Origin of the sequence: Bradyrhizobium forestalis (assembly GCF_002795245.1) — a bacterium.
Lineage (GTDB): Bacteria > Pseudomonadota > Alphaproteobacteria > Rhizobiales > Xanthobacteraceae > Bradyrhizobium > Bradyrhizobium forestalis.
In genome coordinates, this window is sequence record NZ_PGVG01000006.1 from 186,872 (window position 1) to 211,214 (window position 24,343).

23 protein-coding genes and 1 tRNA gene are annotated in these 24,343 nt (G+C 64.2%); 15 read left to right on the forward strand and 9 right to left on the reverse strand.

Going from position 1 to position 24,343, the window contains the following annotated elements; genetic code table 11:
- Nucleotides 1–2: 2 nt before the first annotated feature.
- The 4 genes from CVM73_RS09985 to CVM73_RS10000 are packed head-to-tail and all read left to right on the forward strand — an operon-like array spanning nucleotide 3 to nucleotide 4,322.
- On the forward strand, nucleotides 3–1,109 hold the full coding sequence (locus CVM73_RS09985) for a four-carbon acid sugar kinase family protein (protein ID WP_100231927.1): 1,107 nt from the start codon (nucleotides 3–5) through the stop codon (nucleotides 1,107–1,109).
- A complete protein-coding gene (gene pdxA, locus CVM73_RS09990) occupies nucleotides 1,106–2,149 on the forward strand; it encodes a 4-hydroxythreonine-4-phosphate dehydrogenase PdxA (RefSeq protein WP_100231833.1) in 1,044 nt (347 codons plus the stop codon). Before CVM73_RS09985 ends, pdxA begins: the two co-directional genes overlap by 4 nt.
- Nucleotides 2,150–2,162: 13 nt before the next feature.
- Nucleotides 2,163–3,293, forward strand: coding sequence for an iron-containing alcohol dehydrogenase (locus CVM73_RS09995; protein WP_208639188.1), 1,131 nt, complete (start codon nucleotides 2,163–2,165; stop codon nucleotides 3,291–3,293).
- Between the two features lie 57 nt (nucleotides 3,294–3,350).
- Nucleotides 3,351–4,322 (forward strand): Bug family tripartite tricarboxylate transporter substrate binding protein, encoded by a 972-nt coding sequence (locus CVM73_RS10000; RefSeq protein WP_100231834.1) that lies wholly within the window; start codon nucleotides 3,351–3,353, stop codon nucleotides 4,320–4,322.
- A 73-nt stretch (nucleotides 4,323–4,395) separates the two neighbouring features.
- On the opposite strand, the gene CVM73_RS10005 is transcribed toward CVM73_RS10000, so the two are convergent.
- From CVM73_RS10005 to CVM73_RS10015, 3 genes are read right to left on the reverse strand one after another with little or no spacing between them, the layout of a single operon-like run.
- Nucleotides 4,396–5,376: a G1 family glutamic endopeptidase gene (locus tag CVM73_RS10005; protein WP_100231835.1), complete on the reverse strand. Its 981-nt coding sequence runs from the start codon at nucleotides 5,374–5,376 to the stop codon at nucleotides 4,396–4,398.
- The gene (locus CVM73_RS40640; RefSeq protein ID WP_208639189.1) at nucleotides 5,363–6,304 is read right to left on the reverse strand and encodes a phosphatase PAP2 family protein; all 942 of its coding nucleotides are present in this window, start codon (nucleotides 6,302–6,304) and stop codon (nucleotides 5,363–5,365) included. Before CVM73_RS40640 ends, CVM73_RS10005 begins: the two co-directional genes overlap by 14 nt.
- A 15-nt stretch (nucleotides 6,305–6,319) precedes the next feature.
- The gene (locus CVM73_RS10015; protein ID WP_158237561.1) at nucleotides 6,320–8,371 is read right to left on the reverse strand and encodes a BTAD domain-containing putative transcriptional regulator; all 2,052 of its coding nucleotides are present in this window, start codon (nucleotides 8,369–8,371) and stop codon (nucleotides 6,320–6,322) included.
- A gap of 127 nt (nucleotides 8,372–8,498) precedes the next feature.
- On the opposite strand from CVM73_RS10015, the gene CVM73_RS39690 reads away from it, so the two are divergent.
- From CVM73_RS39690 to CVM73_RS10035, 4 genes are all read left to right on the forward strand, one after another.
- Nucleotides 8,499–8,717 (forward strand): hypothetical protein, encoded by a 219-nt coding sequence (locus tag CVM73_RS39690; protein WP_158237562.1) that lies wholly within the window; start codon nucleotides 8,499–8,501, stop codon nucleotides 8,715–8,717.
- Between the two features lie 216 nt (nucleotides 8,718–8,933).
- Nucleotides 8,934–9,254, forward strand: a complete 321-nt coding sequence (locus CVM73_RS10020; RefSeq protein WP_100231837.1) for a hypothetical protein — start codon at nucleotides 8,934–8,936, stop codon at nucleotides 9,252–9,254.
- 294 nt (nucleotides 9,255–9,548) lie between these two features.
- Nucleotides 9,549–9,622, forward strand: a tRNA-Gln gene (locus CVM73_RS10030).
- 165 nt (nucleotides 9,623–9,787) lie between these two features.
- Complete coding sequence (locus CVM73_RS10035; RefSeq protein ID WP_100231839.1) at nucleotides 9,788–10,150, forward strand: DUF1428 domain-containing protein; 363 nt, start codon at nucleotides 9,788–9,790, stop codon at nucleotides 10,148–10,150.
- 10 nt (nucleotides 10,151–10,160) lie between these two features.
- Here the strand turns inward: CVM73_RS10035 and CVM73_RS10040 are convergent, their stop codons facing one another.
- The 3 genes from CVM73_RS10040 to CVM73_RS10050 all read right to left on the reverse strand — a co-directional run bounded on the left by CVM73_RS10040 (nucleotide 10,161) and on the right by CVM73_RS10050 (nucleotide 15,101).
- On the reverse strand, nucleotides 10,161–10,724 hold the full coding sequence (locus CVM73_RS10040) for an invasion associated locus B family protein (protein ID WP_167406751.1): 564 nt from the start codon (nucleotides 10,722–10,724) through the stop codon (nucleotides 10,161–10,163).
- A 61-nt stretch (nucleotides 10,725–10,785) separates the two neighbouring features.
- A complete protein-coding gene (locus tag CVM73_RS10045) occupies nucleotides 10,786–13,932 on the reverse strand; it encodes a multidrug efflux RND transporter permease subunit (RefSeq protein ID WP_100231840.1) in 3,147 nt (1,048 codons plus the stop codon).
- On the reverse strand, nucleotides 13,929–15,101 hold the full coding sequence (locus CVM73_RS10050) for an efflux RND transporter periplasmic adaptor subunit (RefSeq protein ID WP_167406752.1): 1,173 nt from the start codon (nucleotides 15,099–15,101) through the stop codon (nucleotides 13,929–13,931). The genes CVM73_RS10045 and CVM73_RS10050 overlap by 4 nt, the downstream gene beginning before the upstream one ends.
- Before the next feature lie 378 nt (nucleotides 15,102–15,479).
- Between CVM73_RS10050 and CVM73_RS10055 the strand changes: the two genes are divergently transcribed.
- From CVM73_RS10055 to CVM73_RS10080, 6 genes are all read left to right on the forward strand, one after another.
- Entirely contained in the window at nucleotides 15,480–15,719 is a 240-nt protein-coding gene (locus CVM73_RS10055; RefSeq protein ID WP_027571757.1) for a hypothetical protein, read from the forward strand.
- A 208-nt stretch (nucleotides 15,720–15,927) separates the two neighbouring features.
- Nucleotides 15,928–18,324, forward strand: coding sequence for a TonB-dependent receptor (locus tag CVM73_RS10060; protein ID WP_100231842.1), 2,397 nt, complete (start codon nucleotides 15,928–15,930; stop codon nucleotides 18,322–18,324).
- 2 nt (nucleotides 18,325–18,326) lie between these two features.
- Nucleotides 18,327–19,016 carry a Fe2+-dependent dioxygenase gene (locus CVM73_RS10065; protein WP_100231843.1) on the forward strand — a complete coding sequence of 230 codons (690 nt, stop codon included), beginning with the start codon at nucleotides 18,327–18,329 and terminating at the stop codon, nucleotides 19,014–19,016.
- Nucleotides 19,013–19,972, forward strand: coding sequence for a tonB-system energizer ExbB (exbB, locus tag CVM73_RS10070; protein ID WP_100231844.1), 960 nt, complete (start codon nucleotides 19,013–19,015; stop codon nucleotides 19,970–19,972). The genes CVM73_RS10065 and exbB overlap by 4 nt, the downstream gene beginning before the upstream one ends.
- Nucleotides 19,973–19,975: 3 nt before the next feature.
- Complete coding sequence (gene exbD / locus CVM73_RS10075) at nucleotides 19,976–20,431, forward strand: TonB system transport protein ExbD (RefSeq protein ID WP_100231845.1); 456 nt, start codon at nucleotides 19,976–19,978, stop codon at nucleotides 20,429–20,431.
- Nucleotides 20,432–20,440: 9 nt separating this feature from the next.
- Complete coding sequence (locus CVM73_RS10080) at nucleotides 20,441–21,253, forward strand: energy transducer TonB family protein (RefSeq protein ID WP_100231846.1); 813 nt, start codon at nucleotides 20,441–20,443, stop codon at nucleotides 21,251–21,253.
- On the opposite strand, the gene CVM73_RS10085 is transcribed toward CVM73_RS10080, so the two are convergent.
- From CVM73_RS10085 to CVM73_RS10095, 3 genes are all read right to left on the reverse strand, one after another.
- Nucleotides 21,241–21,663 carry a hypothetical protein gene (locus CVM73_RS10085; RefSeq protein ID WP_100231847.1) on the reverse strand — a complete coding sequence of 141 codons (423 nt, stop codon included), beginning with the start codon at nucleotides 21,661–21,663 and terminating at the stop codon, nucleotides 21,241–21,243. The two genes, CVM73_RS10080 and CVM73_RS10085, sit on opposite strands and share 13 nt — an antisense overlap.
- 62 nt (nucleotides 21,664–21,725) lie before the next feature.
- Nucleotides 21,726–22,406: a site-2 protease family protein gene (locus CVM73_RS10090; RefSeq protein ID WP_100231930.1), complete on the reverse strand. Its 681-nt coding sequence runs from the start codon at nucleotides 22,404–22,406 to the stop codon at nucleotides 21,726–21,728.
- Between the two features lie 77 nt (nucleotides 22,407–22,483).
- Entirely contained in the window at nucleotides 22,484–23,350 is an 867-nt protein-coding gene (locus CVM73_RS10095) for a LysR family transcriptional regulator (RefSeq protein WP_100231848.1), read from the reverse strand.
- A gap of 87 nt (nucleotides 23,351–23,437) precedes the next feature.
- Between CVM73_RS10095 and CVM73_RS10100 the strand changes: the two genes are divergently transcribed.
- Nucleotides 23,438–24,337 (forward strand): DMT family transporter, encoded by a 900-nt coding sequence (locus tag CVM73_RS10100; RefSeq protein WP_100231931.1) that lies wholly within the window; start codon nucleotides 23,438–23,440, stop codon nucleotides 24,335–24,337.
- Nucleotides 24,338–24,343: the final 6 nt, after the last annotated feature.

Below are 24,343 nucleotides of genomic sequence, written 5' to 3' on the forward strand. Positions count from 1 at the left end.
CGATGACGAGCGTCCGGCTGCTTGCTGACGATCTGACCGGTGCGCTCGACACCGCGGCGGAGTTCGTCGGCCTGTGCGGGCCGTTCGACGTCACCTGGCTGGAGGCACTCGCGACGTCCGGCTCCACCAGCCTCGCGATCGACAGCGGTACCCGCGAGCGATCGAAGGCGGAGAGCGTCGAGATCGTGGGACGGTTGGCGCCGCAGCTTCAGGGCGCGACGATCGCCTACAAGAAGGTCGACAGCCTCCTGCGTGGTGCCTGGGCGGCCGAGCTCGGCGCCTGCCTGCGCAGCGGTCATTGGGCATCCTGCGTGGTCGCGCCCGCCTTCGACTATCAGGGGCGCCGCACCGCAGGCGGCCAGCAATTCGCACGCACGATGCAAGGCGAGTGGCATCGGGTCGGCGACAATCTGCTGGATCAATTGAGACAGGACGGTATCGAGGCGCGGCGGGGCAGCTCCGATACGGTATTGCAGGGCGGCATTCAGGTGTTCGATGCCGAGAGCGACATCGACCTCGACCGCGTCGTCGAGATAGGACGGCGCATGCCGGGGCCCGTGCTGTGGTGCGGAAGCGGCGGGTTGGCCGGCGCGCTTGCGCGCAGCCACCGTGCCGATGCGCCAGGCCAATTGAAGTTGCCCGTGCTGGGGCTGTTCGGTTCCGACCAGCCTGCCACCGCCTCGCAGCTGGCTGCGTGCGGCGCGGCGGCGATTGCGCTCGCGGAAGGCGAGGGCGCGACGCGCGTCCAGCGCAAGCTGGGCGACGGCGGCGTGGCGATGGTCAAATTCTCTCTCGCCGAAGGCCTGACACGCACTGAAGCGGCGCGGCGGATCGCGCGCGAAATGGCGGCATTGATTGTGGCGCTCGACCCGCCCGGCACGCTGGTCGTCGCCGGCGGCGAGACCTTGAAGGCCGCGTGTGTTGCCCTTGGCGCGCATGCGCTCCAGGTGACAGGACGCATCGTGCCGGGATTGCCGCGCTCGATCCTGCAGGGCGGGCGCTGGGCCGGCGTCGACGTCGTTTCAAAGTCTGGAGCGTTCGGCAACAGCGAGCTGTGGCGCGATCTGCTCCGGGACAATCACCTGCTCAGAATGGAGAGTCCGATATGACCTCTCGTCATCTTGCCATCACCATGGGCGATCCGGCCGGGATCGGGCCGGAGATCATCGTCAAGGCCTGCGTCGGGCTGAAGGAGCGGATCGCGAGGGGCGATCTGCGCCTGCTCGTCATCGGCAGCGGCGCGGCGCTGGAAGGTGCGAAGGCCGTGCTCGGTGCCGACGTCGCGATCCCGGAGGTGACGGCTGAGGATCGCGAATGGCCCAATCTCTGCTACCTGCAAGCCGACGTTGAAGGCGATCCGATCAAGCCCGGCGTGCTCAGCGCCGATGGCGGCCGCTTTGCCTACAAGGCGATCGAGCAGGGCGTGCGCCTGACACAGGCCGGCCGCACCGCGGCGATCGTCACCGCGCCGCTGAACAAGGAAGCGCTCAACAAGGCCGGCTATCATTTCCCTGGCCATACCGAGATGCTGGCGCATCTCACCGGCGTTCGCGGCTCGGTGATGCTGCTGGCCCATGGCAACATGCGCGTCAGCCATGTCTCGACCCATGTCGCGCTGGAGGACGTGCCGAAGCGCCTGACGCCGGAGCGGCTGCGCATGGTGATCGACCTCACCAATGACGCGTTGCGCCGGCTCGGCATCGCCAAGCCCAAGATCGCGATCGCCGCGCTCAATCCGCATGCGGGCGAGGGCGGCCTGTTCGGCCGGCAGGACATCGACGTCTCGGCGCCGACGATCGCCAAAGCGGTGGCGGACGGTCTCGACGTCGTCGGCCCGGTGCCGGGCGACACCATTTTCGTCAAGCTGCGCGCCGGCCAGTTCGATGCCGCGGTCGCGATGTATCACGACCAGGGGCACATCCCCGTCAAGCTGCTCGGCTTCCAGGTCGATCCGGCGACCGGCCGTTGGCAGGAGCTCTCCGGCGTCAACATCACGCTCGGCCTGCCGATCATCCGCACCTCCGTCGATCACGGCACCGCCTTCGACATCGCCGGCAAGGGCATCGCCAACGAGCACAGCCTGATCGAAGCCATCGACTATGCTGAACGGCTGGCCGCCGGCGCCTCCGCATCCAAATCCAAATCATGAGATCGAACGCACGATGACCAACGCCTTCACGCCCATCGAAATCCAACGCCCCACCATCCTGGAGTTCGGCAACGGCACGATCACCGCCGCGGCGCGCTTCGCCGAGCGGATCGGCGCCAAGCGGCCGCTGGTGATCTCGGACCCGTTCAACGCGCGCCGTGCCGATACGTTGGCGCTGCCGGGGGCCGTCAAGGTGTTCGGCGAGGTCAAGCCTGAGCCGGACCTGCCCAATCTCGAGAAGGCGGTGGCGATGGCGAAGGAGGTCAAGCCTGATCTCGTCGTCGGCTTCGGCGGCGGCAGCGCGATGGATCTGGCCAAGCTGGTCGCGGTGATGTGCACCAGTGACGTGGCCTTTGCCGACATCGTCGGGCCGGAGAAAGTCGCCGGCCGCGGCGTGGCGCTGATGCAGATTCCGACCACCTCAGGCACCGGCAGCGAAGCGGGCACCCGCGCGCTGGTCACCGATCCCGTCAGTCAGAACAAGCAGGCGGTGCAGAGCCGCTTCATGCTCGCCGACATCGCCATCGTCGATCCGGACTTGACGATGACCGTGCCGAAGGAGGTCACCGCGGCGACCGGTGTCGATGCGCTGGCGCATTGTGTCGAGGCTTACACCAGCCGCAAGGCGCATCCGACCATCGATCTCTACGCGCTCGAAGGCGCGCGGCTGGTCGGACGCTATCTCAAGCGCGCGGTCGCCGACGGCAGCGACCGCGAGGCGCGCGCGGGTCTTTCGCTGGCCTCGCTCTATGGCGGCTATTGTCTGGGACCGGTGAATACGACGGCGGGCCACGCCGTGGCCTATCCACTCGGCACGCGCCATCACGTTGCGCACGGTCTCGCCTGCGCGGTGATCTTCCCGCATACGCTCGCCTTCAACATGCCGGCGGTGGGAGAGAAGACCGTCGCCGTGCTGGGTGCGTTGGGACTGCCGGAACGCAATGATCCCGAGCTTGCATTCGATGCCAGCTATGAGTTCTGCAAGAAACTCGGCATCGAGATGCGGCTGTCCGCGCTCGGCGTGCCCAAGAACGATCTCGGCGCGATGGCCGACGAGGCGCACGCCATTCGCCGCCTGCTCGACAACAATCCGCGCGATTTGAGCCGGGATGCGATCCTCAACATGTACGAGGCCGCGTTCTAGCCGTCTCCCGCGGCCCGCCCCACCAATCAACAACACAGTGAAACAGAGGAAACTTCGATGAGATCGATGTGGCTTGTTCTTGCCTCAGTCATGCTGCTGGCGACGTCGCCGGCGAAGGCGCAGGAGAGCTATCCGTCCAAGCAGGTAACGGTGATCGTTCCCTTCGCCGCCGGCGGCACGGCCGATATCTTCGCGCGCATGGTCTCGAACCATTTGCAGACGAAATTCGGCAAGCCCTTCGTGGTGGAGAATGTCGGCGGCGCGGGCTCGATCCTCGGCGTCACGCGGCTCGCGAAGTCCGCGCCTGACGGCATCACGCTCGGCCTTGCCAGCACCTCGGCGCTTGCGATCAATCCGTCGCTCTACGGTCCGAAGCTGAGCTACCAGCCGGACAAGGATCTGGTGCCGGTTGCCCAGATCAGCGTCGTGCCCAACGTGCTCGTGGTGAACCCCAACAAGATCAAGGCGCGCACCGTGCCGGAACTGATCGCCTATCTGAAGGCGAACCCCGACAAGATCTCGTTCGGCTCCGCTGGCGTCGGCACCTCGCAGCATCTGGCCGGCGAGCTGTTCCAGCAGATGACCGGCACCAAGATGGTGCATGTGCCCTACAAGGGGTCGAGCCAGATGCTGACGGACCTCCTCAGCGGCCAGATCGATCTCGCCTTCGACAACGTGCCGCTGCTGCTGCCGCAGGTGAAGACCGGCCAGCTCGCGATGCTGGCGACGGCTACGCCGAAGCGCGCCTCCTTTGATCCCGAAATCCCGGCGGTCACTGAATTTCTGCCGGGCTTCGAGGCCGTGGCCTGGCATGGCTTCTTCGTCCCTGCGGGCACGCCGAAGCCGATCGTCGAAAAGCTCTCGGCCGAAATCCGCGCCTTCATGCAGCAGCCGGAGACGGTGCAGAAGATGGCCGAGCTTGGTGCGGCCGCGGTCGCGGTGGATTCCGAGGCGTTCTCGGCCTACATCGCCTCCGAGACGGCGCGCTGGAAGAAAGTGATCGAGGCGGCGAACATCAAGTTGGAGTAGGCGCAGCCTTGCTGGTCTTTCGCCAGCCGAGACGGGCCGGATCACGGTCCGGCCCGAAATGCGCATTGCTAGCTTACGCCATCGGGTCCTGGAAAGTGCATGTGACGCCGATCGGGGCGCTCGCGTTCTCCTGCCGTAGTGCCGCGCGTGACACAATGACGGTACGCTCGGGATTTGCGAAAGCCTCGCGCATCTCGATCATGAGTGCGTTGTCGGCGAGCGTCATCATGCGCCCGGACCCGACCGCTCCATCCGCAGCCCGCGCCACGCAGTAGCTGAAATCCACGGAACCATAATCGGGAAGCGGAAACAGGTCGCCGCTTCCCGGGTCTGTCGGCCGCTCCATCACCCATTCCACCGACGATCCGAGCGGTTCGATCTCTCCGGGGGGCTGTCGGGCGAGAAATGAGCGGAATTGGCCGGTGCTCTGGTTCTTGATGAAGTACAGAACGTCTCCGCTGACCTGCACCGCAAGACCAGCGAGGATCTCGTGGCCGGTCTCGATCGGCAGGTTGTCGATCACCGTGATCGCTTGCGGCGTCGTGTCCTTCTCGTCCGAGTTGTGCCACCAGTCCCACCAGGCGAAGTGATTTGGCTTGCGGTTGGGCCAGTGGCCGGTGCCGATTTGAGGAAGGGACGTATTGGGTAACCTGCCATTGCGGCCGTCGAGGCCCACCCATAACAACGATTTTGGATCGTCAGAGTGCGTGTTCAACGCTGGCGCGGACGGCAGACGCACGGCCGGCACCTTCCATTTGCCTGCAGCGAAAACGATCCGCTGCGGCCAGGGCGTGGAGATCAGCGCCCCCGACCAATTCAACATCGATTCGAGCGCCCCTCCGAGCGAGGGGGGATCGATGGTGCTGAACGTCGGTCGTTTCGCGAAAAAGTGCGGCGAAACCAGAGTTGCCCAAAATTCGAACAGCTCCGGCTCGGTGAGAACATCCGGCTTTTGCGGAATGCCATAGAGATCGAGCTTGTCCGGGCTGGCCTCGAGGAGGTTGAAGCCTTTCGGCACGACCTCGTACAAGCCGTAGCCATCACTCTTGGGCATCTTTCCCTCCCGCGAAGACACCGGTGTCCGCCCACTCGCGCCTGGCGTTGTCGACGAGCTCCGTGAACTTCGGCAGGTATGCCCGATCGAGGAGAATTTTGTCGGTGATCGCGGTTGCGAGTGTCACGCCCGCCACGGTGTCCGAGCGATAGTGGAGGCCGGCGATTTCGCGATTGCGCGCCACTCTGTCGGCAAGGACGCCGAGCGCCTTGTCAATCGTCGTTCTCCCTGCGGCTCCCGGCGCCGGGGCCGGAACGCCGAGGGACGGCGGAATGACTTTCGTGAGCAGCGCCGCGAAGACGTGAGCCTGGGTAGAGTGACCGCTTGGGTAGGACGCATGTCCGCCGTGCTGGATCGGCGACATGAGGCCAGGCACGACTTGGGTTGGACGCGGACGGTTGAAATGAGCCTTGTAGTGCATCGCGATCAACGCCGTGAGCGCGTCGGCGACGATCAACAGGCGCGATGTCGCCGGATGCGTCGTCGCCGTCGCGGATACCAGATGCAGGAACTTGCTGATGAATTCGTCGGCCTCGGAGACGATGTCGTCGAGGGCCGCAGCGCGCTCGTGAACCGCCATGTTCCTCAAAGCGCTGATATCGTCGTCAAGAACTCCGGCCCAGGGGGTTGGCCCGGCGCCGAGCAGCGCAAAGCCGCCGAGCCTGGCGAGCCAATCTGCCCGGCTGGCGAGATCGGACATCACGACCCAGGCGTACCACCGGGTCGACCAGAGCCTCATGCCAAAGCCGCTGGGATTGAATCTGGCGCCGGCGATATCGCGCTCGCTTATGAACGGGCGATCGACGCGATCGCTGAACATGGCGCCGCTCGATCCGGCTGCGTTGCCGCCGTAGCCTCCATACCCGCCATAGCCTCCGTAGCCGCCATATCCGCCATAGCCGCCGTAACCGCCATATCCGCCTGCCATGTCTGCCTCCTCTGTTTAAGACTTGCCGGTGCCGCTCTTGCTGTCTCCATGCCGAAGTGCCGATGCCAGCCGCGAGAGCGCTGCTTCGACGCGCGCCAGGGTCGGCTTCGGCCATGGCGACGTCGCGATCCACTTCAGGTCGATCTCACCTGCCGACATCAATGGCTGGGCAAAGGTCTGCGCATCGTCGAGGCGTCCGCTCTCCACGAGAGCGGCAACGAGAACGCGCAGGTTCACCTGATTGCCGGGCAATTGCGTCGCGACCCGCGTCGCGTGTTCGATCGCGGACGTGAGGTCCTGCAGGGCAAAGTGGGCCTGAGCCGAGATCATCTCGGCGAACCATGCGTGCCGGTCTCTCGGGGACAGGCGCAGATTGACCGCGGCATCGCGCAGCGCGTCTTGGTAGTTTTCGCAGCGGACATGCACGGCGGCCCGGTACGCGAATGCGAGCGCCAGGTTCGGCGTAAGCTCGATCGCGCGGTCGAGCTGCTCGAGGGCCCCGACATGGTCGTGCTTGCACTGCGACAGCGTATAACCGCCGACGGCGTTGGCGAGCGGATCCGCCGAGTTGCGCTCCAGCGCTCTTTCGGCGAGTGCACGCGCGGCATCGCGTTCGTTCAGTGCATTCGCAGACCACCCGCGCGCCACGCGCTGCATGTGCCAGATGGCGCTGTAGGACAAGGGAGGTGCCCAGCTCGGGCTGAGGACATGCGCCCGCTCGAAATTGGTTCGGGCCGTCACGAATGTCGTGTAATCCGGGCTGAACATCTGATCGTAACCGACCAACGCCAGTTGATAGGCGTCGAGATCGTCTGGTCTCTTCTGCATTGCGCGATGAAGCTCCCGGTCGCGGACTTGGGGCGCCAGCGAGCGTATGACCTCGACGGCGATGCGATCCTGCAAATCGAAGACGTCGGCTGCAGCCCCGCTGAGACGATCGACCCGGACGACTTCGACCGTTTCGGCGGCAACGAGCTCGGTCGAGATCCGGATCTGATCGCCGGCGCGCTGAATGCTTCCATGAAGCAGATATTGCGCATTGAGATCGCGGCCGATTGCACGCAGATCCGGCGTCTGCGATGCCGGGATCATCGTGGAGCCGCGGGAGATGACGAACAGCTCCTTCAAGCCCGACAAAGCCTGGACGACGCTGTCGACCACGCCGATCGTGAATTGAGGCTCCAGGGCGGGCGAGAGCGCGCGAAAGGGAAGGACGGCGACCGACGGTCGGCTGACGACGGATCCGGACAGGGCGATGGCGGGCGCTGCTATGGAAGACGGAGCCGGCCTTACGACGGTTTCGGGCTGCTGCTGCCGCAGGCCGGCAATCAAGTCCTGCGTGAGTTTGTGCGGCTCGATGTCGTAGGCATCTTCGAGTTGGCGCCAGAGGCGCGCATAGATCGCGAGTGCCGCGCCAATGCTCCCGGTCGCGAGATGGCTCTTGATGAGAACTCGAATGGCCCGCTCGTTCTCCGAATCCAGCCGGTGGATCGCCTTCGCTGCAGCTTCCGCGGTTGCCGTCACGACTGGGTCGGTCTCGCTGGGCAGCAGCCTCGTCAGCGCGTCGATCAGCCGTTCGTGGATCAGAGGTCGCGTCTCTGCGAGCCATTCCGAGAAGGCCGGATCGACGCCTTCCAGGTCGTCGAGGATATCGTCGGTCAGGCGTTCGCGCGTGAGCAGGAGTGGATGGACGATACCGCGCTCGGCATCCGAGATGATCTCGACCAGATCGCAGTTCACCCGTTCGATATCGAGTGCCACGTGGATCTGGTCTGCATGGAAGTGCGGGCAGCCGAGCGCTTTTAGCTCGCGCTGAATCTGGCTTAACGATTGGCGCAGCGAGCCCTTTGCGAGCGGGTCTTCCTTCTCGCTCCAGAGCAGCCCGACCAACTTGCTCCTGGGCAACTGGCGTGCGGAGGAGAGCATCATATAGCCGAGAAGCGCTTGCGCCTTTCGGCCGAGCCCGACCTCTTGCCCGTCCACGGACGCCGAAAATGCTCCGATGATTTTAAGTGTCAGGTGGCGGGGCTCGTCTGCGCCAACCGCCTTGTTGTTGACTCCCGACATCTCGTCCCATCCCCCGTCGATGGTGTCGACGACAGTGTAGGAGGGCAGGTTCCGGGTGGCCAGACTTGGCAGAATGCAAACTATCGGTTCGCGCGGTCTGCGAAGCCAATGACAGGTGAGCTCAGGAATGCAGCCCGCCGGATCTGAAGCAATTCGGGAATGGTACATCTCGGCTCGTCAGATGGTCAAGGGTTGCGGAATGATCGAAATGCGCCTTGCGTGCGGAATGAGAAATGGCTCATCACTTCGAGCCGACGGCCGTGAAATCAGCGTGAATCGGCGGATCTTCGGCGGCATGCGGGGCATCCGCCGCGTCGTCGACAACTCACGCGCGAGCTCGATCTGACTTGTTCGCCTTGTCCGACGTATCGTGCGCGGCGACGCAGAGGCAGGCAGGACCCGATGCGTGTCCGGCCAGGATCGTGTGGCGGCAAATCCCGTGTGGTCGCGGCAGGTGTTGGCGCGCACTGGATTCACGGGCCATTCACGATCTGCTTCGCATCGTCGGCCTATGTTTTGTTCACGACCGAAGGGTCGCGCAACTTGGCAAGGGAGGCGTATCATGACTGTCCTGCTGAGAAACACCTTCAAAGCCTGGATCGATCGCGCGCCCGGCGCGCCGCCCAAGCTGATCATGACGGGAGACGTGCGGGTGCCGACCAACGGCTGGCGAGCCCGGCTGACAAAGCGCTCGCCGCAGGGGATCAATCCGAAGATCCTGATCCTCGATGTGAATGCACAGGAGCCGAGTGGCGAGGCCCCGCAGGAGATCACGACGATCCCGCTTCGCTTCGAGGAAAGCCCGCCGCAGGACGAATACGGCCAGGTGATGATTGCGAACGGCAAAGGCGAGATCGTCGTCCACATCGGCCGCACGCATTGATGGCCTGCTCTGGCCGGGAATGGTCGAATCCGGCCCCGTGCATCGCTGAGATCACCGAGGTGAGATTCCAAGCGCGGTGCCGCCACAGGCGCTCCGCGCTCATTCTCGAAAAAGAGCAGCAAGACGTTTCGCTCGGGCGTGAACGCATCAAGAACAGGCGACGATGTTCACAGAAGGACTGGACCGCGAAGATCAGCGCGGCTATATGAGCGGCCTGCGAGCCGCTGATTTGCAAAATCTTCAGTCAGCCTTGCAAAAACTCCGAAGAAAGCTTAGCGATTTCAAGCGTTTCGGTGGGGAATGGTGTAACGGTAGCACAACAGACTCTGACTCTGTTTGTCTTGGTTCGAATCCAGGTTCCCCAGCCAGCCCGGGCAATTTTCCAAGGTATGGTTCCAGGTCCCTGAGCAGAATGGCAGGTTGATGGGCCGCCTCGCTGCTCGCGACGGTTTGCCTCACCAACATTCGCATTTCCAAGTCGGATCGCAGCGCGCTGTATCGTCCTTGGGCCGTACAACCCAAGGAGATCCCTGATGCCCTATGTCGATGGTTTCGTTCTCGCCGTGCCGAAGGCCAATCTCGAGGCCTACAAGGCGCTGGCGACGACCGCCTGCGCGCTTTGGATGGAGCACGGCGCGCTCGATTATGTCGAATGCATCGGTGATGACGTTCCCTATGGGGAGCTCACCTCGTTTCCGCGCGCGGTGATGGCGAAAGAGGACGAGGTCGTGGTGTTCGCCTGGATCGTCTACCGCGACCGGGAGACGCGCGATGCCGTCAACAAGAAGGTGATGGCGGACCCGCGGATGAAGTTCGAGGGCATGCCGTTCGACGGCAAGCGGATGATCTATGGCGGCTTCACGACGCTGCTCCGGGCGAGCGACGTCGCGAGCTGACGGGTCGCCCTTACTTAATCCTGTCGTAAGCCGCCGCGAAATCGCTCAGCGGCATCGGGATCGCGATCGTCTCCTTGGCCATGTTCTGGAAGGAGACCTTCAACTGCTTGCCCGACCGCAACGCTGCGAGCAGGTCCGCTGCGATCGGTGTCGAGGCGTAGCAGCCGCGGTTCTCGCAAGTCTGGACCTGGAGGTCGACGGTCTTGCCTTCGTCCACCTGGAGCTTGGCGCCGACGGGAAGATTGAGGCCGAGCGGCAATTGCAGCAGCGCGATCGGCGTGCGGGTGTCGGGCGCGATGCGGATGTTGATCAGGACGACGGTCTGGCCGGTCTTGGTCAGCACCGCGTTCTGCTCCATCGCGCATTCGAGCGGGGCGTCGCGGCTTGCGCTGGTGCAGCGGACGATCCAGCCGGGCTGTCCGGAAGCGCCGTCAGGCTGCGCTTGCGTCGGGGCGGGCGCGGGCTGCGCGGCCGGAGGAGCGGCGTTCTTCTTGGCGCCCTGCTGGGCATGTGCGGCGCCCGCTGACAGCAGGACGGCAGCGGCAAGGGCGACAAGTCTGGATTGCATGAGCATGGCGAAACCGCATTTGCGAACCGGGGTCTCGCTGTAGCGTTGCCGGACGTGCGGTGCAAGCTTACTCGGCGGCTTCCTTGACGCTGCCGTGCTCGGGCGCCTCGCGGCCTTCGCCGTCACCCGTACGGCCCCGGCCCGAGAACCAGTTGTTGAGCTCGTCGAGATAGAGATAGACGACGGGCGTGGTGAACAGCGTCAGCGCCTGGCTGACGATCAGGCCGCCGACCATGGCGTAGCCGAGCGGCTGGCGGATTTCGGCACCGGTGCCGTGGCCGAGCATCAACGGCACGCCGCCGAGCAGAGCCGCCATCGTCGTCATCATGATCGGGCGGAAGCGCAGCAGTGCGGCCTGGCGGATCGATTGCTCCGGCGTCTTGTGCTCGTCGCGCTCGGCGGCGATCGCGAAGTCGACCATCATGATGCCGTTCTTCTTCACGATTCCGATCAACAGGATGATGCCGATCAGCGCGATCAGGCTGAAGTCGAAGCCGGCTGCCATCAGGATTGCGAGCGCGCCGACGCCGGCCGAGGGCAGCGTCGACAGAATCGTGATCGGATGGATGTAGCTCTCGTAGAGTATGCCGAGGATCAGATAGACCACGACGAGGGCGGCGAGGATCAAGAGCGGCACGGTGCCGAGCGACTGCTGGAACGCCTGAGCGGTGCCCTGGAAGCTCGAATTCAGCGTCGGTGGCGCGCCGAGCTCGGCCATCGCCTTCTGTACAGCCTCCGTTGCCTGGCCGAGCGCCACGCCTTGCGCGAGGTTGAAGCTGATCGTGATCGCCGGGAACTGGCCCTGATGGCTGATCGAGAGCGGGCGGACCGGATCGGTGGTCCAGGTCGCGAAGGTCGACAATGGCACCTGGTCGCCGGTCGACGGTGACTTCAGATAGAGCTTGTTCAAGCTGTCGAGATTGCCCTGCATCTCCGGCAGGATCTCGAGGATCACCTTGTAGGTGTTGAGCTGGGTGAAATACTGCGTGACCTGCCGCTGTCCGAAGGCGTCATAGAGCGTGTCGTCGATCAGCTGCGGCTGGATGCCGTAGCGGGCGGCGGTGTCGCGGTTGATCTTGAGCTGCACCGTCGTGCCCTGCGTCTGCTGGTCGGTCGCGACGTCGCGCAGCTCCGGCAGCGTCTGCATCTTGGCGAGGATTTTCGGCGCCCACTCGTTGAGCTCGGCGAGATCGGCATCCTGCAAGGTGAACTCGAACTGCGTGCGCGTCGGCCGGCCGCCGAGCCGGACGTCCTGGGCCGCCTGCATGTAGAGGCGGGCGCCCTCGACCTTGTCGAACTGCGGACGCAGGCGCGCGATGATCTGTTGTGCCGAGGCCTCGCGCTTATCGCGCGGCTTCAGCGTGATGAACAGATTGCCGTTGTTGCCCGCTCGGCCGCTGCCGCCGATCGCCATGGCAACGCTGGCGACGTCGGGATCGGCCAGGATGATCTTGCCGAGCTGCTCCTGGCGTCTCATCATCTCCTTGAACGAAATGTCCTGCGAGGCTTCGGAGGTGGCCGTGATCAGGCCGACGTCCTGCTGCGGGAAGAAGCCTTTCGGGATCAGCACGAACAGGTAGATCGACAGTCCGAGCGTGGCGAAGAAGATTGTGAGTGTGGTGCGCCGCCACGCCAGGGCGTGGTCGAGGATGTATTCATAGCCGCGCAGCATGGCGTCAAAGGCGCGCTCGCTCCATTGATAGAAGCGGCCGTGCTGCACCTCGCCATGGGCGCGCAGGAAGCGCGAGGCCATCATCGGCGTCAGCGTCAGCGACACGAACATCGAGACGAAGATCGTCATCGCCAGCACGACGGCGAATTCGCGGAACAGGCGCCCGATGATGCCGCCCATAAGCAGCAAGGGGATCAGCACCGCGACCAGCGAGATGCTGATCGAGACGATGGTGAAGCCGATTTCCTTGGAGCCCCTGAAGGCGGCCGCGAGCGGGGTTTCGCCCTCCTCGATGTAGCGGGTGATGTTCTCGAGCATCACGATGGCGTCGTCGACGACGAAACCGACCGCGATGGTGAGCGCCATCAGCGACAGATTGTCGAGCGAATAGCCGGCCACCCACATCAGGGCGCACGCGCCCAGGAGCGCCAATGGCACCGTGACCGTGGGGATGACCGTCGCCCAGAAGCTGCGCAGGAAGATGAAGATGACCATGACCACGAGGGCGATGGTCAGCAGCAGCGTGAACTGGACGTCCTCAACCGCGGCGCGGATGGTCGTGGTACGGTCGCTGATGAGCTCGATCTTGATCGCAGGCGGGATCGCTGCAACGAGGCGAGGCAGGGTCGCCTTGATCCGGTCCACGGTCTCGATGACGTTCGCGCCCGGCTGCTTGAAGATCACCAGGAATACGCCGCGCTTGCCGTTGGCCCAGGCCGCCTGCTTGGCGTCCTCGGCGGCGCTGACCGCTTGGCCGATGTCGCGAATCCGCAACGGACCCCCGTTGCGATAGGCGATGATGACGTCGTTCCAGTCCTTCGACTGGGTGAGCTGGTCGTTGGCGTAGATCGTGTAGGCGCGTTTTTCGCCGTCGATATTGCCCTTGGGGCTGTCGACCGTGGTGATCGCGATCTGGCTGCGCACATCCTCCATCGACAGGCCCTTGGCGACCAGCTTCGCCGGGTCGACCTGGATGCGGATGGAGGGTTTCTGCTGGCCGCCGATGAACACCTGCGCGACGCCGGAGAGCTGGCTGATCTGCTGGGCGAGCTGGGCGTCGACCGCGTCGCTGACGTTGGTGAGAGGCAGCGTCTCCGAGGTCGCCGACAGCAGCAGGATCGGCGCGTCGGCGGGGTTGACCTTGCGGTAGGTCGGGGGCGAAGGCAGGTTCTTCGGCAGCTGGCCGCTGGCGGCGTTGATGGCGCCCTGCACGTCGTTGGCGGCGCCGTCGATGCTGCGGTTGAGGTCGAACTGGATGGTGATCGACGCCGTGCCCAGATAACTCGTCGAGGTCATCTGCGCGATGCCGGGAATCTGGGCGAATTGCCGCTCGAGCGGCTGCGCCACCGACGAGGCCATCGTTTCGGGGCTGCCGCCGGGCAGGTTGGCGGTGATCTGGATGGTCGGAAAGTCCACCTGCGGCAGGGGCGCAACCGGGAGCAGGGGATAGGCGACGAGACCGACAAAGAGAATGCCAGCCATCAGCAGCGAGGTGCCGATGGGATATCGGATGAAAGGTGCCGAAATCCCGCCCCCAATCATTCCTGTCGTACCTTGTTCTGGGCTGGATCCGAGCTTGCCACCGCCGTCGACACGAGGCTGCCGGGCTGGACCTTGAACTGACCACCGACGATCACCTGCTGGCCCGGGCTCAAGCCTTCCTCGATGACCGAACGCCCGTCGATGCCATAGCTGACCTTGACCTTGTGCACCTCGGCTTTGCTGTCCTGGTTGACGGTATAGGCGTAGAGTCCGTTGGTGGAATGCTGGACCGCGTCATCCGGAACCACGGTCGCATCCTTCAGCGTTCGCACCAGGAGCCGCGTCGAGACCGATTGGCCGGGCCACAGCGTGTGGTCCTTGTTGTCGAACACCGCCTTGAGCCGGATCGTCCCGCTGGTCGTGTCGACCTGGTTGTTGATGACCGCGAGCTTGCCCTCGGCCAGCGTCTTCTTTCCGTCGGTCGTGAAGGCGATCACCTTGAGCGCGCCGACCTTCTGGCCTTCGCTGATATAGGGGAGCTGGTCTTCCGGCGCCGTGAAGATCACCGAGATCGGCTCGACCTGCGAGATCGTGACGATGCCCGTCTGCGTCGAGGCGTTCACGATATTGCCGATGTCGACCTGGCGCAGGCCGGCGACACCGGGGATCGGCGCCTTGATTTGGGTGTAATCGAGCTGGGTCTGGGCGTTGGCGATCGCGGCCTCGTCGGCGGCGATCTGGGCGGTGAGCTGGGCGACGGTCGAGCGCTGGGTATCCACCCGCTGCGCGGTCGCGAATTCGCCGAGCCTCATGGCGCGCTGAAGTTCGAGATTGGCGTTGGCCAGACTGGCCTCGTCCTGCGCCTTCTTGGCCTTAGCCTGGTCGAGCGCGGCTTGATAGGGACGGGGGTCGATCGCGACCAGGAGATCGCCCTGCTTGACGATCTGGCCCTCTTTGAATTCGAGCCTGTTGATCTGGCCATCCACACGGGTTCGGACCTGGACCGTATTGAAACCCTGAACCGTGCCGAGACCGGTGAGGTACACAGGAAAGTCGGTCTTCTGGACCGGCGCAACGCTGACGGGGACGGCGGAGGGGCGAGGCGGGCCTTTTTGTGCGGTCTGGGTTTTTCCAGCCTGGGACGAGCCGAATTTCTGCCAACTATAATAACCCGCGGAGGCCACGGCCGCGATGATCAGAAGCCAGAGGATCGGCCGGGACTTTTTCATGTCGTCTCGTGTCGGCTCGTATGCCCTCAGCTACGAATAATAGGGCAATCGTAGAGTTCCATCGCGATGTATAATACACGCCAAGTTCCAGTGTAAACAGCACTATCGGCAGAGAATCCTAAACAATTGGAAAGCTTTGCACCCTCTTGGCAGTGGTCTGGCGCGGCGATGTGCAGTGCTGAATTTTCCCGCCTCGACCGATCGGCGTGCCGGCTTTGCGCAGCGCCCAAGACGGCGTGCTCATGCCGAATGACGTTGCGCCAGCCGTGGTTCGGATCAGTCGCAAGACAAGAATGGTTCTAAGTCGCGTGGAGACCGTTTCGGTTGTCAGCGATTTCCGCATCGTCCATATCGGCGCCGCCATCAATGGAGCGCAGCATGGACGAGCTGAACGGCAAGCTGATCGCATGCCAGATTCTGATCACGGGATTGATCGCGCGTGTCGCCAACGAGCAGCGCGATCCCTTGCGCTTCCTCACCGACTTTCGCGACGAGATCAAAGCCGTCGTGAACGGCGTCAACATCGCCGGCATGGACAGTACCGATCGCGTGCGCGCCGTCGCGCAGAAGACCGTCGATGAATTGTTCTCGCTGATGAAGCCGCCGAGCAGCGACTGAGAACGAAGCGCTATAGCCGCGTTGTCTTTAGAACGAATCCAATCTCGTCTTAGAACGATTTCAAACTGCAGTTTAGAATCGTTTTGATCTGGACCGATTCAAACATTCTCGCGAACGGCTCGCATTGACCCACTATTTTGCGGCCGATACCAACAGCCCATCGTTCGTTCGAAGTGAATGAGCGAACAAGAAGATGGGGCGTTTGGTAATGGGGCAGGTGGTCGCACCGAAGTCGTTGCGTTCGGTCGTAGCGTTCGATCCGATGGATGAGAGATCCGCGGGCGTTTCCGGTAAAAAAGTTTCAGCGGTTGCGAGCTTGATCGCGGTGGCGTCGGTGTCGAGCGGCGCGCAGGCGCAGCAGTCGAACCTGCCGCCGGTGACGGTCGATGCTCCGGTCGAGCGTCCGCGTCCGGCGGCCTCGAAGCCTTCGCCTGAGCAGGTCCGCGCCCGCAACGCGCTTCGTCGCGCCGCGCAGCGCCAGCAGGCGCAGCAGACGGCTCCCACCACGCCGTCCGGCGCTCCCGACGGCAATCCCTATGCTGATCCGGCGGCGCCCTACAAGGTCGACCACGTCCAGGCCTCGGGCAAGTTTCCCGAGAAGATGCTGAACACGCCGAAGACCATTACGGTGCTCAGCAAGGAAGTGCTCGAGGACAAGAACGCCACGACGCTGAAGGAGATCGGGCGCTCGACCGCGGGCGTGACGCTCGGCTCGGGCGAGGGCGGCAACGCGTTCGGCGACCGCTTCTTCATCCGCGGATTCGATGCGCGCAACGACGTCTTCATCGACGGCATCCGCGATCCCGCCGTGTCCATCCGCGAGAACTTCTTCACCGAGCAGATCGAGATTCTGCGCGGCCCGGCATCCTCCTATGCCGGCCGCGGCACCGCCGGCGGCGCCATCAACATCGTCACCAAGCAGGCCGGCGACGTCAACTTCAAGCGCATCGACAGCGAGTTTGGTACCGACATGACCAAACGCGTCACGCTCGACGTCAACCAGGTGATCGATCCGACCTTCTCGGTGCGCACGGGCGGTCTGTTCCAGGACGCCAACGTCGCCGGACGCAACTACGTCACCGACAATCGCTGGGGCAGCTTCATCTCGACCAAGTACACCCCGACCAACGACATCAAGATCACGACGAACTACGTCCATACCGATCTCAGCGGTTATCCCGATTTCGGCGTGCCCTATTACAAGCAGGGCAACGTGCCGGTGACCTCGGCGGGGATTCCGCGTGGCAATTGGTACGGCTTCCTCAACCGCGACTTCCAGACCGCGCGGCAGGATTTCGGCACCGGCACGATCGAGTACAAGGTCAACGAGGCGATCACGCTGACCAGCAAGGTGCGCGGCGAGCACTCGCTGCTCAACTATATCGGCACGCTGCCGCAGAACCCGAATACGACCAGCCCCAATCCGCTGCTCTGGACCACGACGGCGAGCGCGCAGAGCCGCTACCAGAATGTCGACGTTTGGGCCAACCAGAACGAGGCCACGTTCAAGCTCGACACCGGCGGGGTCAAGCATACGGCGGTGTTCGGCGTCGAATATTCGAACGAGAACATCTCGATCGACCGCTATGCCGGTCTCGCATCCGAACTGTCCGGCTCCGCCTTTACGAGCAACGGCGCGGTGACGGGAGTCAATCTCTACTCCCCGCAATACACCAACATTCCCTTCGGCATTCCGTCGCTGCTTGGAAATCCGACGCGCTATGGCGTCAACACCAGCAGCGTGTACGTCATGGATACCGCGAACTGGCAGGACACGGTCATTGTCAACGGCGGCGTCCGCCATGACGGCTATAGCCAGAGCGCGTCGAACAATTCGAGCTATGTGAAGCAGAACGCCGATCTGGTGAACTACAACGTCGGCCTGGTCTACAAGCCGATGTCGATCGGCAGCGTCTATGCAGCCTACGCGACCTCGGCCAATCCGTTCGGGTCGGAGCTGGACGCGACCGGTACCGACTATGGTGGCGTTCCCCCCAACTCGACCATCCTGCTCGGGCCGGAACGCAACAAGGCGATCGAGCTCGGCACCAAATGGGAGCTTGCGGATCGCCACCTGCTGGTGACCGGTGCACTGTTCCAAACCACCAAGGACAACGCGCGCGAAACCGTCAACGGCCTGCTGACCTCGGGCGCTGCCTACAGGATCCAAGGCATCGACATCGAAGCGGAAGGCAAGATCACCGACCGCTGGAGCATCTTCGGCGGGCTGGTGCTGATGCAGTCGAAGGTCACGCAGAGCGGCGTTGCTTCGAATATCGGGCTGCAACTCGCCAACGTTGCCCACCAGTCGTTCAGCATGCTCACCAAGTACAAGTTCGATGACGGTTGGGAGCTTGGCGGCCAGGCGGTGTATCGCTCCAAGGTCTATGGCGGCACGTTCGCGGCCAACACCAACGAGCTGCCGAGCTATTGGCGTTTCGATGCGTTCGTCGAGAAGAAGATCGACCAGAACTGGACCATGAAGTTCTACGCGCAGAACCTGACCAACAAGCTCTATTACGACTCGTTCTATCGCAGCAACGTGCCGTTCGTGGCGGTTGCGCCGGGACGGGCGTTCTACATCGTGACGACAGCGAAGTTCTGATCATGTTGACGTGTCTGCCTGGCGTTCTCAGCAAGGATGATGTGGCGGATTTCCGCCGCATCATGGATGCCAGCGAATGGGAGGACGGGCGCTCCACCGCGGGTGCGCAGTCGGCCATGGTCAAGCGCAATGAACAGCTGCCGCCCGACAGCGAAGTCGCGCGAAAACTCGGCAACCGCATCATCTCGGCGCTGACGTCGAACCCGCGCTTCATCGCGGCGGCGATACCGCTCCAGATCTTCCCGCCGCTGTTCAACCGCTATGCCGCGAGCAGCGGCCACCATTTCGGGCTGCACGTCGACAATGCGATCCGCGGCGACCGCCTGACCGGCCTTCGCATCCGCACGGACCTATCGGTCACGCTGTTCCTCGCCGAGCCGGAGGAGTACGACGGTGGCGAACTTGTGATCGAGGACACCTACGGCTCGCACGAAGTCAAGTTGCCAGCCGGGGACTGCGTGCTCTATCCCTCGACCAGCCTCCATCTGGTCACCCCCGTGACCAGGGGGACGCGGGTTGCGTCTTTCTTCTGGCTTCAGAGCATGATACGGGACGATCAAGCCCGGAGCATGATCTTTGACTTGGACACCGCGATACAGGCGCTGGTGCAACGGCTCGGGCGTGACGATCCCGAAACGGTCAAATTGACGGGTATCTATCACAACCTCATTCGCTACTGGGCCGAAGTATGAAGACCATGTCCTTCCAAGCAAGCCTTGCCGCAGCCTTGATGCTGGCGGCCGCCTGGCTCGCATCCCCCGTTTCTGCCCAGACACAAAGCCCGCCGGCGGCACCGGTGCAATCGACAGCTCAGCCGTCCGCGGCCGGAACGGTTCCGTCGGCAACCGCGCCGGTGGCCCCGGCGCCTGCGGCCTCGACGGCTCCCGCCGTTGCGACCGCCCCCGTGGCCGCCAATCCCGCGAGTGCGAAGTCCGAGGCGGCGGCCATCGTGCCGGCCATGAAGGAATTGTCGCCCTGGGTGATGTTCATGTCGGCGGACGTCATCGTGAAGGCGGTGATGATCGGGCTCGCCTTCGCCTCGCTGATGACCTGGACCGTCTTCATCGCCAAATCGATCGAGCTGTCGGTCGCCTCGACCAAGCTTCGTTCGGCCTTGAAGAAGATTGCGGAGGCGCGCTCCCTCGCCGAAGCGCAGATGGCGCTCGGCACCAAGGAGGGCATGCTGCCGTCCTTCCTGGCGGCGGCACTGCGCGAGGCGCGGATGTCGGCCGGCCTGTCCAGCGATGCCGGCATCAAGGAGCGCGCGGCCTCGAGCTTTTCCGAGATCGTGCGCGCGGAACAGCGGCGCATCCGGATCGGCATGGGCGTGCTCGCGACCATCGGCTCGACCTCGCCCTTCGTCGGCCTGTTCGGCACGGTCTGGGGCATCATGAACAGCTTCATCGGCATCTCGAAGTCGCAGACCACGAACCTCGCCGTGGTCGCGCCCGGCATCGCCGAAGCGCTGCTTGCCACCGCGATCGGCCTCGTCGCCGCCATTCCCGCCGTCATCATCTACAACCACTTCTCGCGCGTGACGAAGGGCTATCTCGAGCTCGTCAGCCGCGCCTCGGGTGCAGCAGGGCGGCTGCTCTCGCGCGATCTCGACCGCAGCCACGGCAGCGTGCATTCGCGCGCGGCGGAGTAGACCATGGCCGTTTCACTCGCAGACAATGATGATGACGACGACTTCTCGGAAACGCATGACATCAACGTCACGCCGTTCATCGACGTCATCCTGGTGCTGCTGATCATCTTCATGGTCGCCGCGCCGCTCTCCACGGTCGACCTGCCGATCGATCTGCCGACGTCGAGCGCGACGCCGCAGAAGAAGCCGGACAAGCCGACTTATCTCAGCATCAAGCCCGATCTGACGCTGGCCATTGGCGAAAACCCGGTCCACCGGGCCGAGTTGATCGGGACCCTGGACGGCCTGTCCGACATGAGCAAGGACAAGTATGTGTTCCTGCGTGCCGACAAGTCGGTGCCATATGGCGAGTTGATGGGTGTCATGGAGCTCTTGCGCTCAGGCGGCTATACGCGGGTGAAGCTGGTCGCGCTGGAAGGCGCGCCGGGGGCGCCTGCGGCAGGCGCCGCTCAGCCTTAAAGGCCCGCCATGTCGAACGAACTCAGACCATCCCGGAGGCTCTGGATCTTGGCGGCAGTGGCGGCGCTCGCGCTCCATCTGGGTGGGGCTGCGCTCGCGCTGGCCCATTTGCGCGCCGACGACGATGGCGACGGTCTCGGCGCGGCCGGAGCCGAGTTCGCGGTCGAGATGGCTTCGCCCAAGGTGCCCGATACCGATCTGCCGCCTGGGCCCGATAGCGAAGCGATGCAGGAGCAGCAGGCGCTTCCCGAGCAGAAGGCCGAGACCAAGGAGACGGAGCTTCCGAAGGACCAGTCGCAGGAGGTCGAGGATCCCGACCGCGTCGTGACCGAGAACAACACGAAGAAGCCGACGGAAGACGATCCGAAGATTCAGGCTGTCGAAACTCCCGCGGCCGAGGCATCGCCGAAGTCGGTTGCAACGGCGCGGCAGACGCTCGATGAAGACGCGCGCGAAGCCGAGAAAGCCCTGGCGCCGGTGCTCGGGCTTGGCAAGGACATCCTGAAGATCACGGCCGACTGGAACCGCAAGATCAGCGCGCATCTCGCGGCTCACAAGGTCAATCCGGAGGGCAAGCAGCCCAATAACCAGAAGGTCAAGGTGAGCTTCGCGATCAACCGGAAGGGCAACGTGCTGTCGGTCGATGTCGCGGAATCGTCGGGAGATGCAGCCTACGATGCTGCGGCGGTGTCGATCGTCCGCAAGTCCGATCCGATCCCGCAGCCGCCTGCCGGATTGACCGAGGACCGGTTCGAACGGACCGTCGACATCATCTTCACCCCGCCGGATGCGAAGAAGAAAAAGACGGCTCAGCGCCAGTAGAGCCGGATTCCGACATAGACCACGACCAGGCAGGCGAAGATCAGCGCCACCGGGAGCGGCCGTTTCTGGGTTCCAGCGAATGCCGACGCTCCGAAGGAGGCGGCCGTCTTCGGCTTCGGGGCCGGGCGGCGGAAGGCGGTAACATTGTCCGCGGCCGGCTCGGCTTGGCGGGGGCGGACATCGGGCGGCGTTCCAGCGCCGCCCATTTCGACATAATAGGCCTTGTAGATCGCGCCGATGGTGGCCTCGGTGGCCTCGCCCTCGCTCATCTGCGCCAGCAGGTTTTGATAGCTCGCCAGGAACTCCTGGGCCTCCGGAGGCAGCGCGGACAACCCGTTGAGCTTGGCCATCATCTTCCAGGTGGCAAAATCGGCGCGGGCGCGGGTGTCGGCGCGTCGCGCGATCAGCATATCGGCAGCTTTGACCAAGTCGGCCTCTGGCCCTTAGGCGTGGGTTCGGACGTTACGTTCAACTACGCGTTGCCGGTCAGGAAGAGAACAGCCTGAATCACATAACCGGTCAACGTTCGCAGTATTGCTGAAATAACATCAAGATTTAGACCGAACTGCGAGCCTGCGAGCGGCAGCAGGATCAAGAGGCCGATCAGGATCAGCATACCGAACGGCTCGAGCCGGGCCAGCGGCACGGCGAGGGGGCGGGGCAGCAGCCCGACCGCAACGCGCCCGCCGTCGAGCGGCGGGATCGGCATCATGTTGAACACGGCCAGGATCGCGTTGATGATGAGGGCATTCTTGAGATTGTCCGCGACCCATTTCGCCGAGTTCGCGGGCACCAGGGGCAGGGCATGGAAGGCGAGGGCCGCCGCGAGCGCCAGCAGGATGTTGGTGGCGGGACCGGCCAGCGCTACCCAGACCATGTCGAGCCGGGGGTTTTTCAGTTTGCGGAAATTCACCGGCACCGGCTTGGCATAGCCGAACAGGAACGGCGAATGCGCGAACAGCAGCATCGCCGGCAGGATCAGCGTGCCGAAGGGATCGATGTGCCTGACAGGGTTGAAGCTGACCCGCCCGAGCTGCGAAGCCGTGTTGTCCCCGAGCCGGTCCGCGACGAAGGCGTGTGCGGCCTCATGAAAGGTGATGGCGAGCACGAGGGGGAGCACCCAGACTGAGAGATCATAAATCGAAATATTCACCAGCTCATCCGTTCCGGTTCGGCCCGCGCGCTTCGCAAAGCAGGCCGTATAGGGCCACAACCCTTCACGATCTACCCCTATATGGCACCCGATTCCGAAATTGCCCGTTGCAAATGATCCGCCAGCAGTGCCGCCGGACGCGACAGGTTATGCGCGCGATGGAGGCGGATGTCCGCGGCCGGCAGCGGCGGCAGGCCGTCGCGCTCCGACAGGACGCGCAGGCGAGGGGGCAGGGTGCCCGCCTTCACGACCGTGATCGCGAGGCCCTGGGCCGCGATCGCTTCCACCGCCGCGAGGCTCCGGCTGACGAAGGCGAGCCGCCACGGGCGGCCGGCGGCATCGAGGGCGTCGGCCGCCCATTGCCGGAATAGGCAGCCCGGCGGATAGAGCGCGAGGGGGAGCATGTCGTGCGGCGCTCCGGCTGAGTATGACGCGGCTGCGGCCCAGACCGCCTGCTCGCGCCGCAGCAGCTCGCCATCGCCGTGTCCTGCCGGATGCATGGCAATGACAAGGTCGTAGGCCTCGCCGAGCCGGGCCGGCATCGTGGCGGTCAGCCCCGTCTCGATCTCGACCCGGATCTCCGGACGGCTCTTGGCGAACTGCGCCAGCAATGGCGGAACGACGATCGTGCCGTAATCGTCCATCACCCCGAGGCGGACCACGGCTTCACGCTTGCGCGCGCGGAGCGCATCGACCGTCTCTGCACTGAGGTCCAGAAGCCGTCTTGCATAGCCAAGCAGCTCCTGACCCGCCGCGCTCAGTGCCACGCCCGACCTCGTGCGGTGAAACAGCCTGACGTCCAGCCGTTCTTCGAGACGCCTGATCTGGACGCTCACCGCCGATTGGGTGCGATTGAGTATCGCGGCCGCGCGCGTGAATGACCGATGCTCGGCAACAGCGAGGAAGGCCTTCAGAAGGTCGGGGTCGAGATCGGGCGAGGTCATGACGAAAACTTATCCTGACATGACGGAAATTCCATTCCCCGTTTCGGCGCGCCTCCTATGCTGCCCGCAAAGTCGTTGGGAGGATTCGTGGGCGAGATCTTTGGCGTTTTTGCCGCCGTGTTGTCGAGTGCGCTGGGCGGGACATCGATCGGTGCCACGCGCTATCTCGTGGGGAGCATCGATCCGCTCGCGATCGGCGCATTCCGGTTCGGCATCGGCTTTGTCCTGCTGCTGCCCCTGACGCTGCTGCGCGGCGATCGCTGGCCGAAGCGGGGGGACCGGGTTGCCGCCATCGGACTCGGCACTCTCTTCTTCGCGCTGTTCCCGATCCTGTTCAACGCGGCGCTGATCTTCACGACCGCCGCGCGCGGCGCGCTTGCGTTGTCGACGCTTCCGCTGTTGTCGCTCGTGATCGGCGCCGCTCTCGGCGCCGAAGTCCTGACCTGGCGCAAGTCGATCGGTGTCGTGATCGCGACGTCCGGCGTTGCGGTCGCGCTGCTCTCCGACCTCGCCTCGGCACCCTCAGGCGCCTGGCGCGGCGATCTCCTGATGATGGCGGCGGCGCTGTGCATGGCGCTCTACGGCATCTGGTCGAAGCCGCTGATCCGGCGCTCCAGTCCGATCGCCTTTACGACCATGAGCATGGCGGCGGGTGCGGCCTGCCTCATCCTGCTCTCGCATGTCTGCGGCAGCTTTGCGCCCGTCGCCGGCTTCGGCATGCCGCAGTGGCTGGGAACCCTCTATCTGGGTGCCTTCGGCGCGGCGCTGACCTTCTATCTCTGGGCCTTCGCGCTGGAGCGGACGACGCCGACGCGCGTCGCGATCTCGGTGACGGTCAACCCGATCTCGGCATCGCTGGTTGGCGCCTGGCTGCTCAACGAACCGCTGCGATGGAATCTGGCGGCCGGCATCATTGCGGTGTTTGCCGGGATCTGGATCGCGACGACGACGGGACGCCGCATCGAGGCGGCTGGCGCCTCAGGTTAATCGCGA

Bases quoted from the DNA above. Each gene is read 5' to 3' on its own strand.
- CVM73_RS09985 (WP_100231927.1), top strand. From the start codon at position 3: ATGACGAGCGTCCGGCTGCTTGCTGACGATCTGACCGGTGCGCTCGAC.
- pdxA (WP_100231833.1), top strand. From the start codon at position 1,106: ATGACCTCTCGTCATCTTGCCATCACCATGGGCGATCCGGCCGGGATC.
- CVM73_RS09995 (WP_208639188.1), top strand. From the start codon at position 2,163: ATGACCAACGCCTTCACGCCCATCGAAATCCAACGCCCCACCATCCTG.
- CVM73_RS10000 (WP_100231834.1), top strand. From the start codon at position 3,351: ATGAGATCGATGTGGCTTGTTCTTGCCTCAGTCATGCTGCTGGCGACG.
- CVM73_RS10005 (WP_100231835.1), bottom strand. From the start codon at position 5,376: ATGCCCAAGAGTGATGGCTACGGCTTGTACGAGGTCGTGCCGAAAGGC.
- CVM73_RS40640 (WP_208639189.1), bottom strand. From the start codon at position 6,304: ATGGCAGGCGGATATGGCGGTTACGGCGGCTATGGCGGATATGGCGGC.
- CVM73_RS10015 (WP_158237561.1), bottom strand. From the start codon at position 8,371: ATGTCGGGAGTCAACAACAAGGCGGTTGGCGCAGACGAGCCCCGCCAC.
- CVM73_RS39690 (WP_158237562.1), top strand. From the start codon at position 8,499: ATGCAGCCCGCCGGATCTGAAGCAATTCGGGAATGGTACATCTCGGCT.
- CVM73_RS10020 (WP_100231837.1), top strand. From the start codon at position 8,934: ATGACTGTCCTGCTGAGAAACACCTTCAAAGCCTGGATCGATCGCGCG.
- CVM73_RS10035 (WP_100231839.1), top strand. From the start codon at position 9,788: ATGCCCTATGTCGATGGTTTCGTTCTCGCCGTGCCGAAGGCCAATCTC.
- CVM73_RS10040 (WP_167406751.1), bottom strand. From the start codon at position 10,724: ATGCTCATGCAATCCAGACTTGTCGCCCTTGCCGCTGCCGTCCTGCTG.
- CVM73_RS10045 (WP_100231840.1), bottom strand. From the start codon at position 13,932: ATGATTGGGGGCGGGATTTCGGCACCTTTCATCCGATATCCCATCGGC.
- CVM73_RS10050 (WP_167406752.1), bottom strand. From the start codon at position 15,101: ATGAAAAAGTCCCGGCCGATCCTCTGGCTTCTGATCATCGCGGCCGTG.
- CVM73_RS10055 (WP_027571757.1), top strand. From the start codon at position 15,480: ATGGACGAGCTGAACGGCAAGCTGATCGCATGCCAGATTCTGATCACG.
- CVM73_RS10060 (WP_100231842.1), top strand. From the start codon at position 15,928: ATGGGGCAGGTGGTCGCACCGAAGTCGTTGCGTTCGGTCGTAGCGTTC.
- CVM73_RS10065 (WP_100231843.1), top strand. From the start codon at position 18,327: ATGTTGACGTGTCTGCCTGGCGTTCTCAGCAAGGATGATGTGGCGGAT.
- exbB (WP_100231844.1), top strand. From the start codon at position 19,013: ATGAAGACCATGTCCTTCCAAGCAAGCCTTGCCGCAGCCTTGATGCTG.
- exbD (WP_100231845.1), top strand. From the start codon at position 19,976: ATGGCCGTTTCACTCGCAGACAATGATGATGACGACGACTTCTCGGAA.
- CVM73_RS10080 (WP_100231846.1), top strand. From the start codon at position 20,441: ATGTCGAACGAACTCAGACCATCCCGGAGGCTCTGGATCTTGGCGGCA.
- CVM73_RS10085 (WP_100231847.1), bottom strand. From the start codon at position 21,663: ATGCTGATCGCGCGACGCGCCGACACCCGCGCCCGCGCCGATTTTGCC.
- CVM73_RS10095 (WP_100231848.1), bottom strand. From the start codon at position 23,350: ATGACCTCGCCCGATCTCGACCCCGACCTTCTGAAGGCCTTCCTCGCT.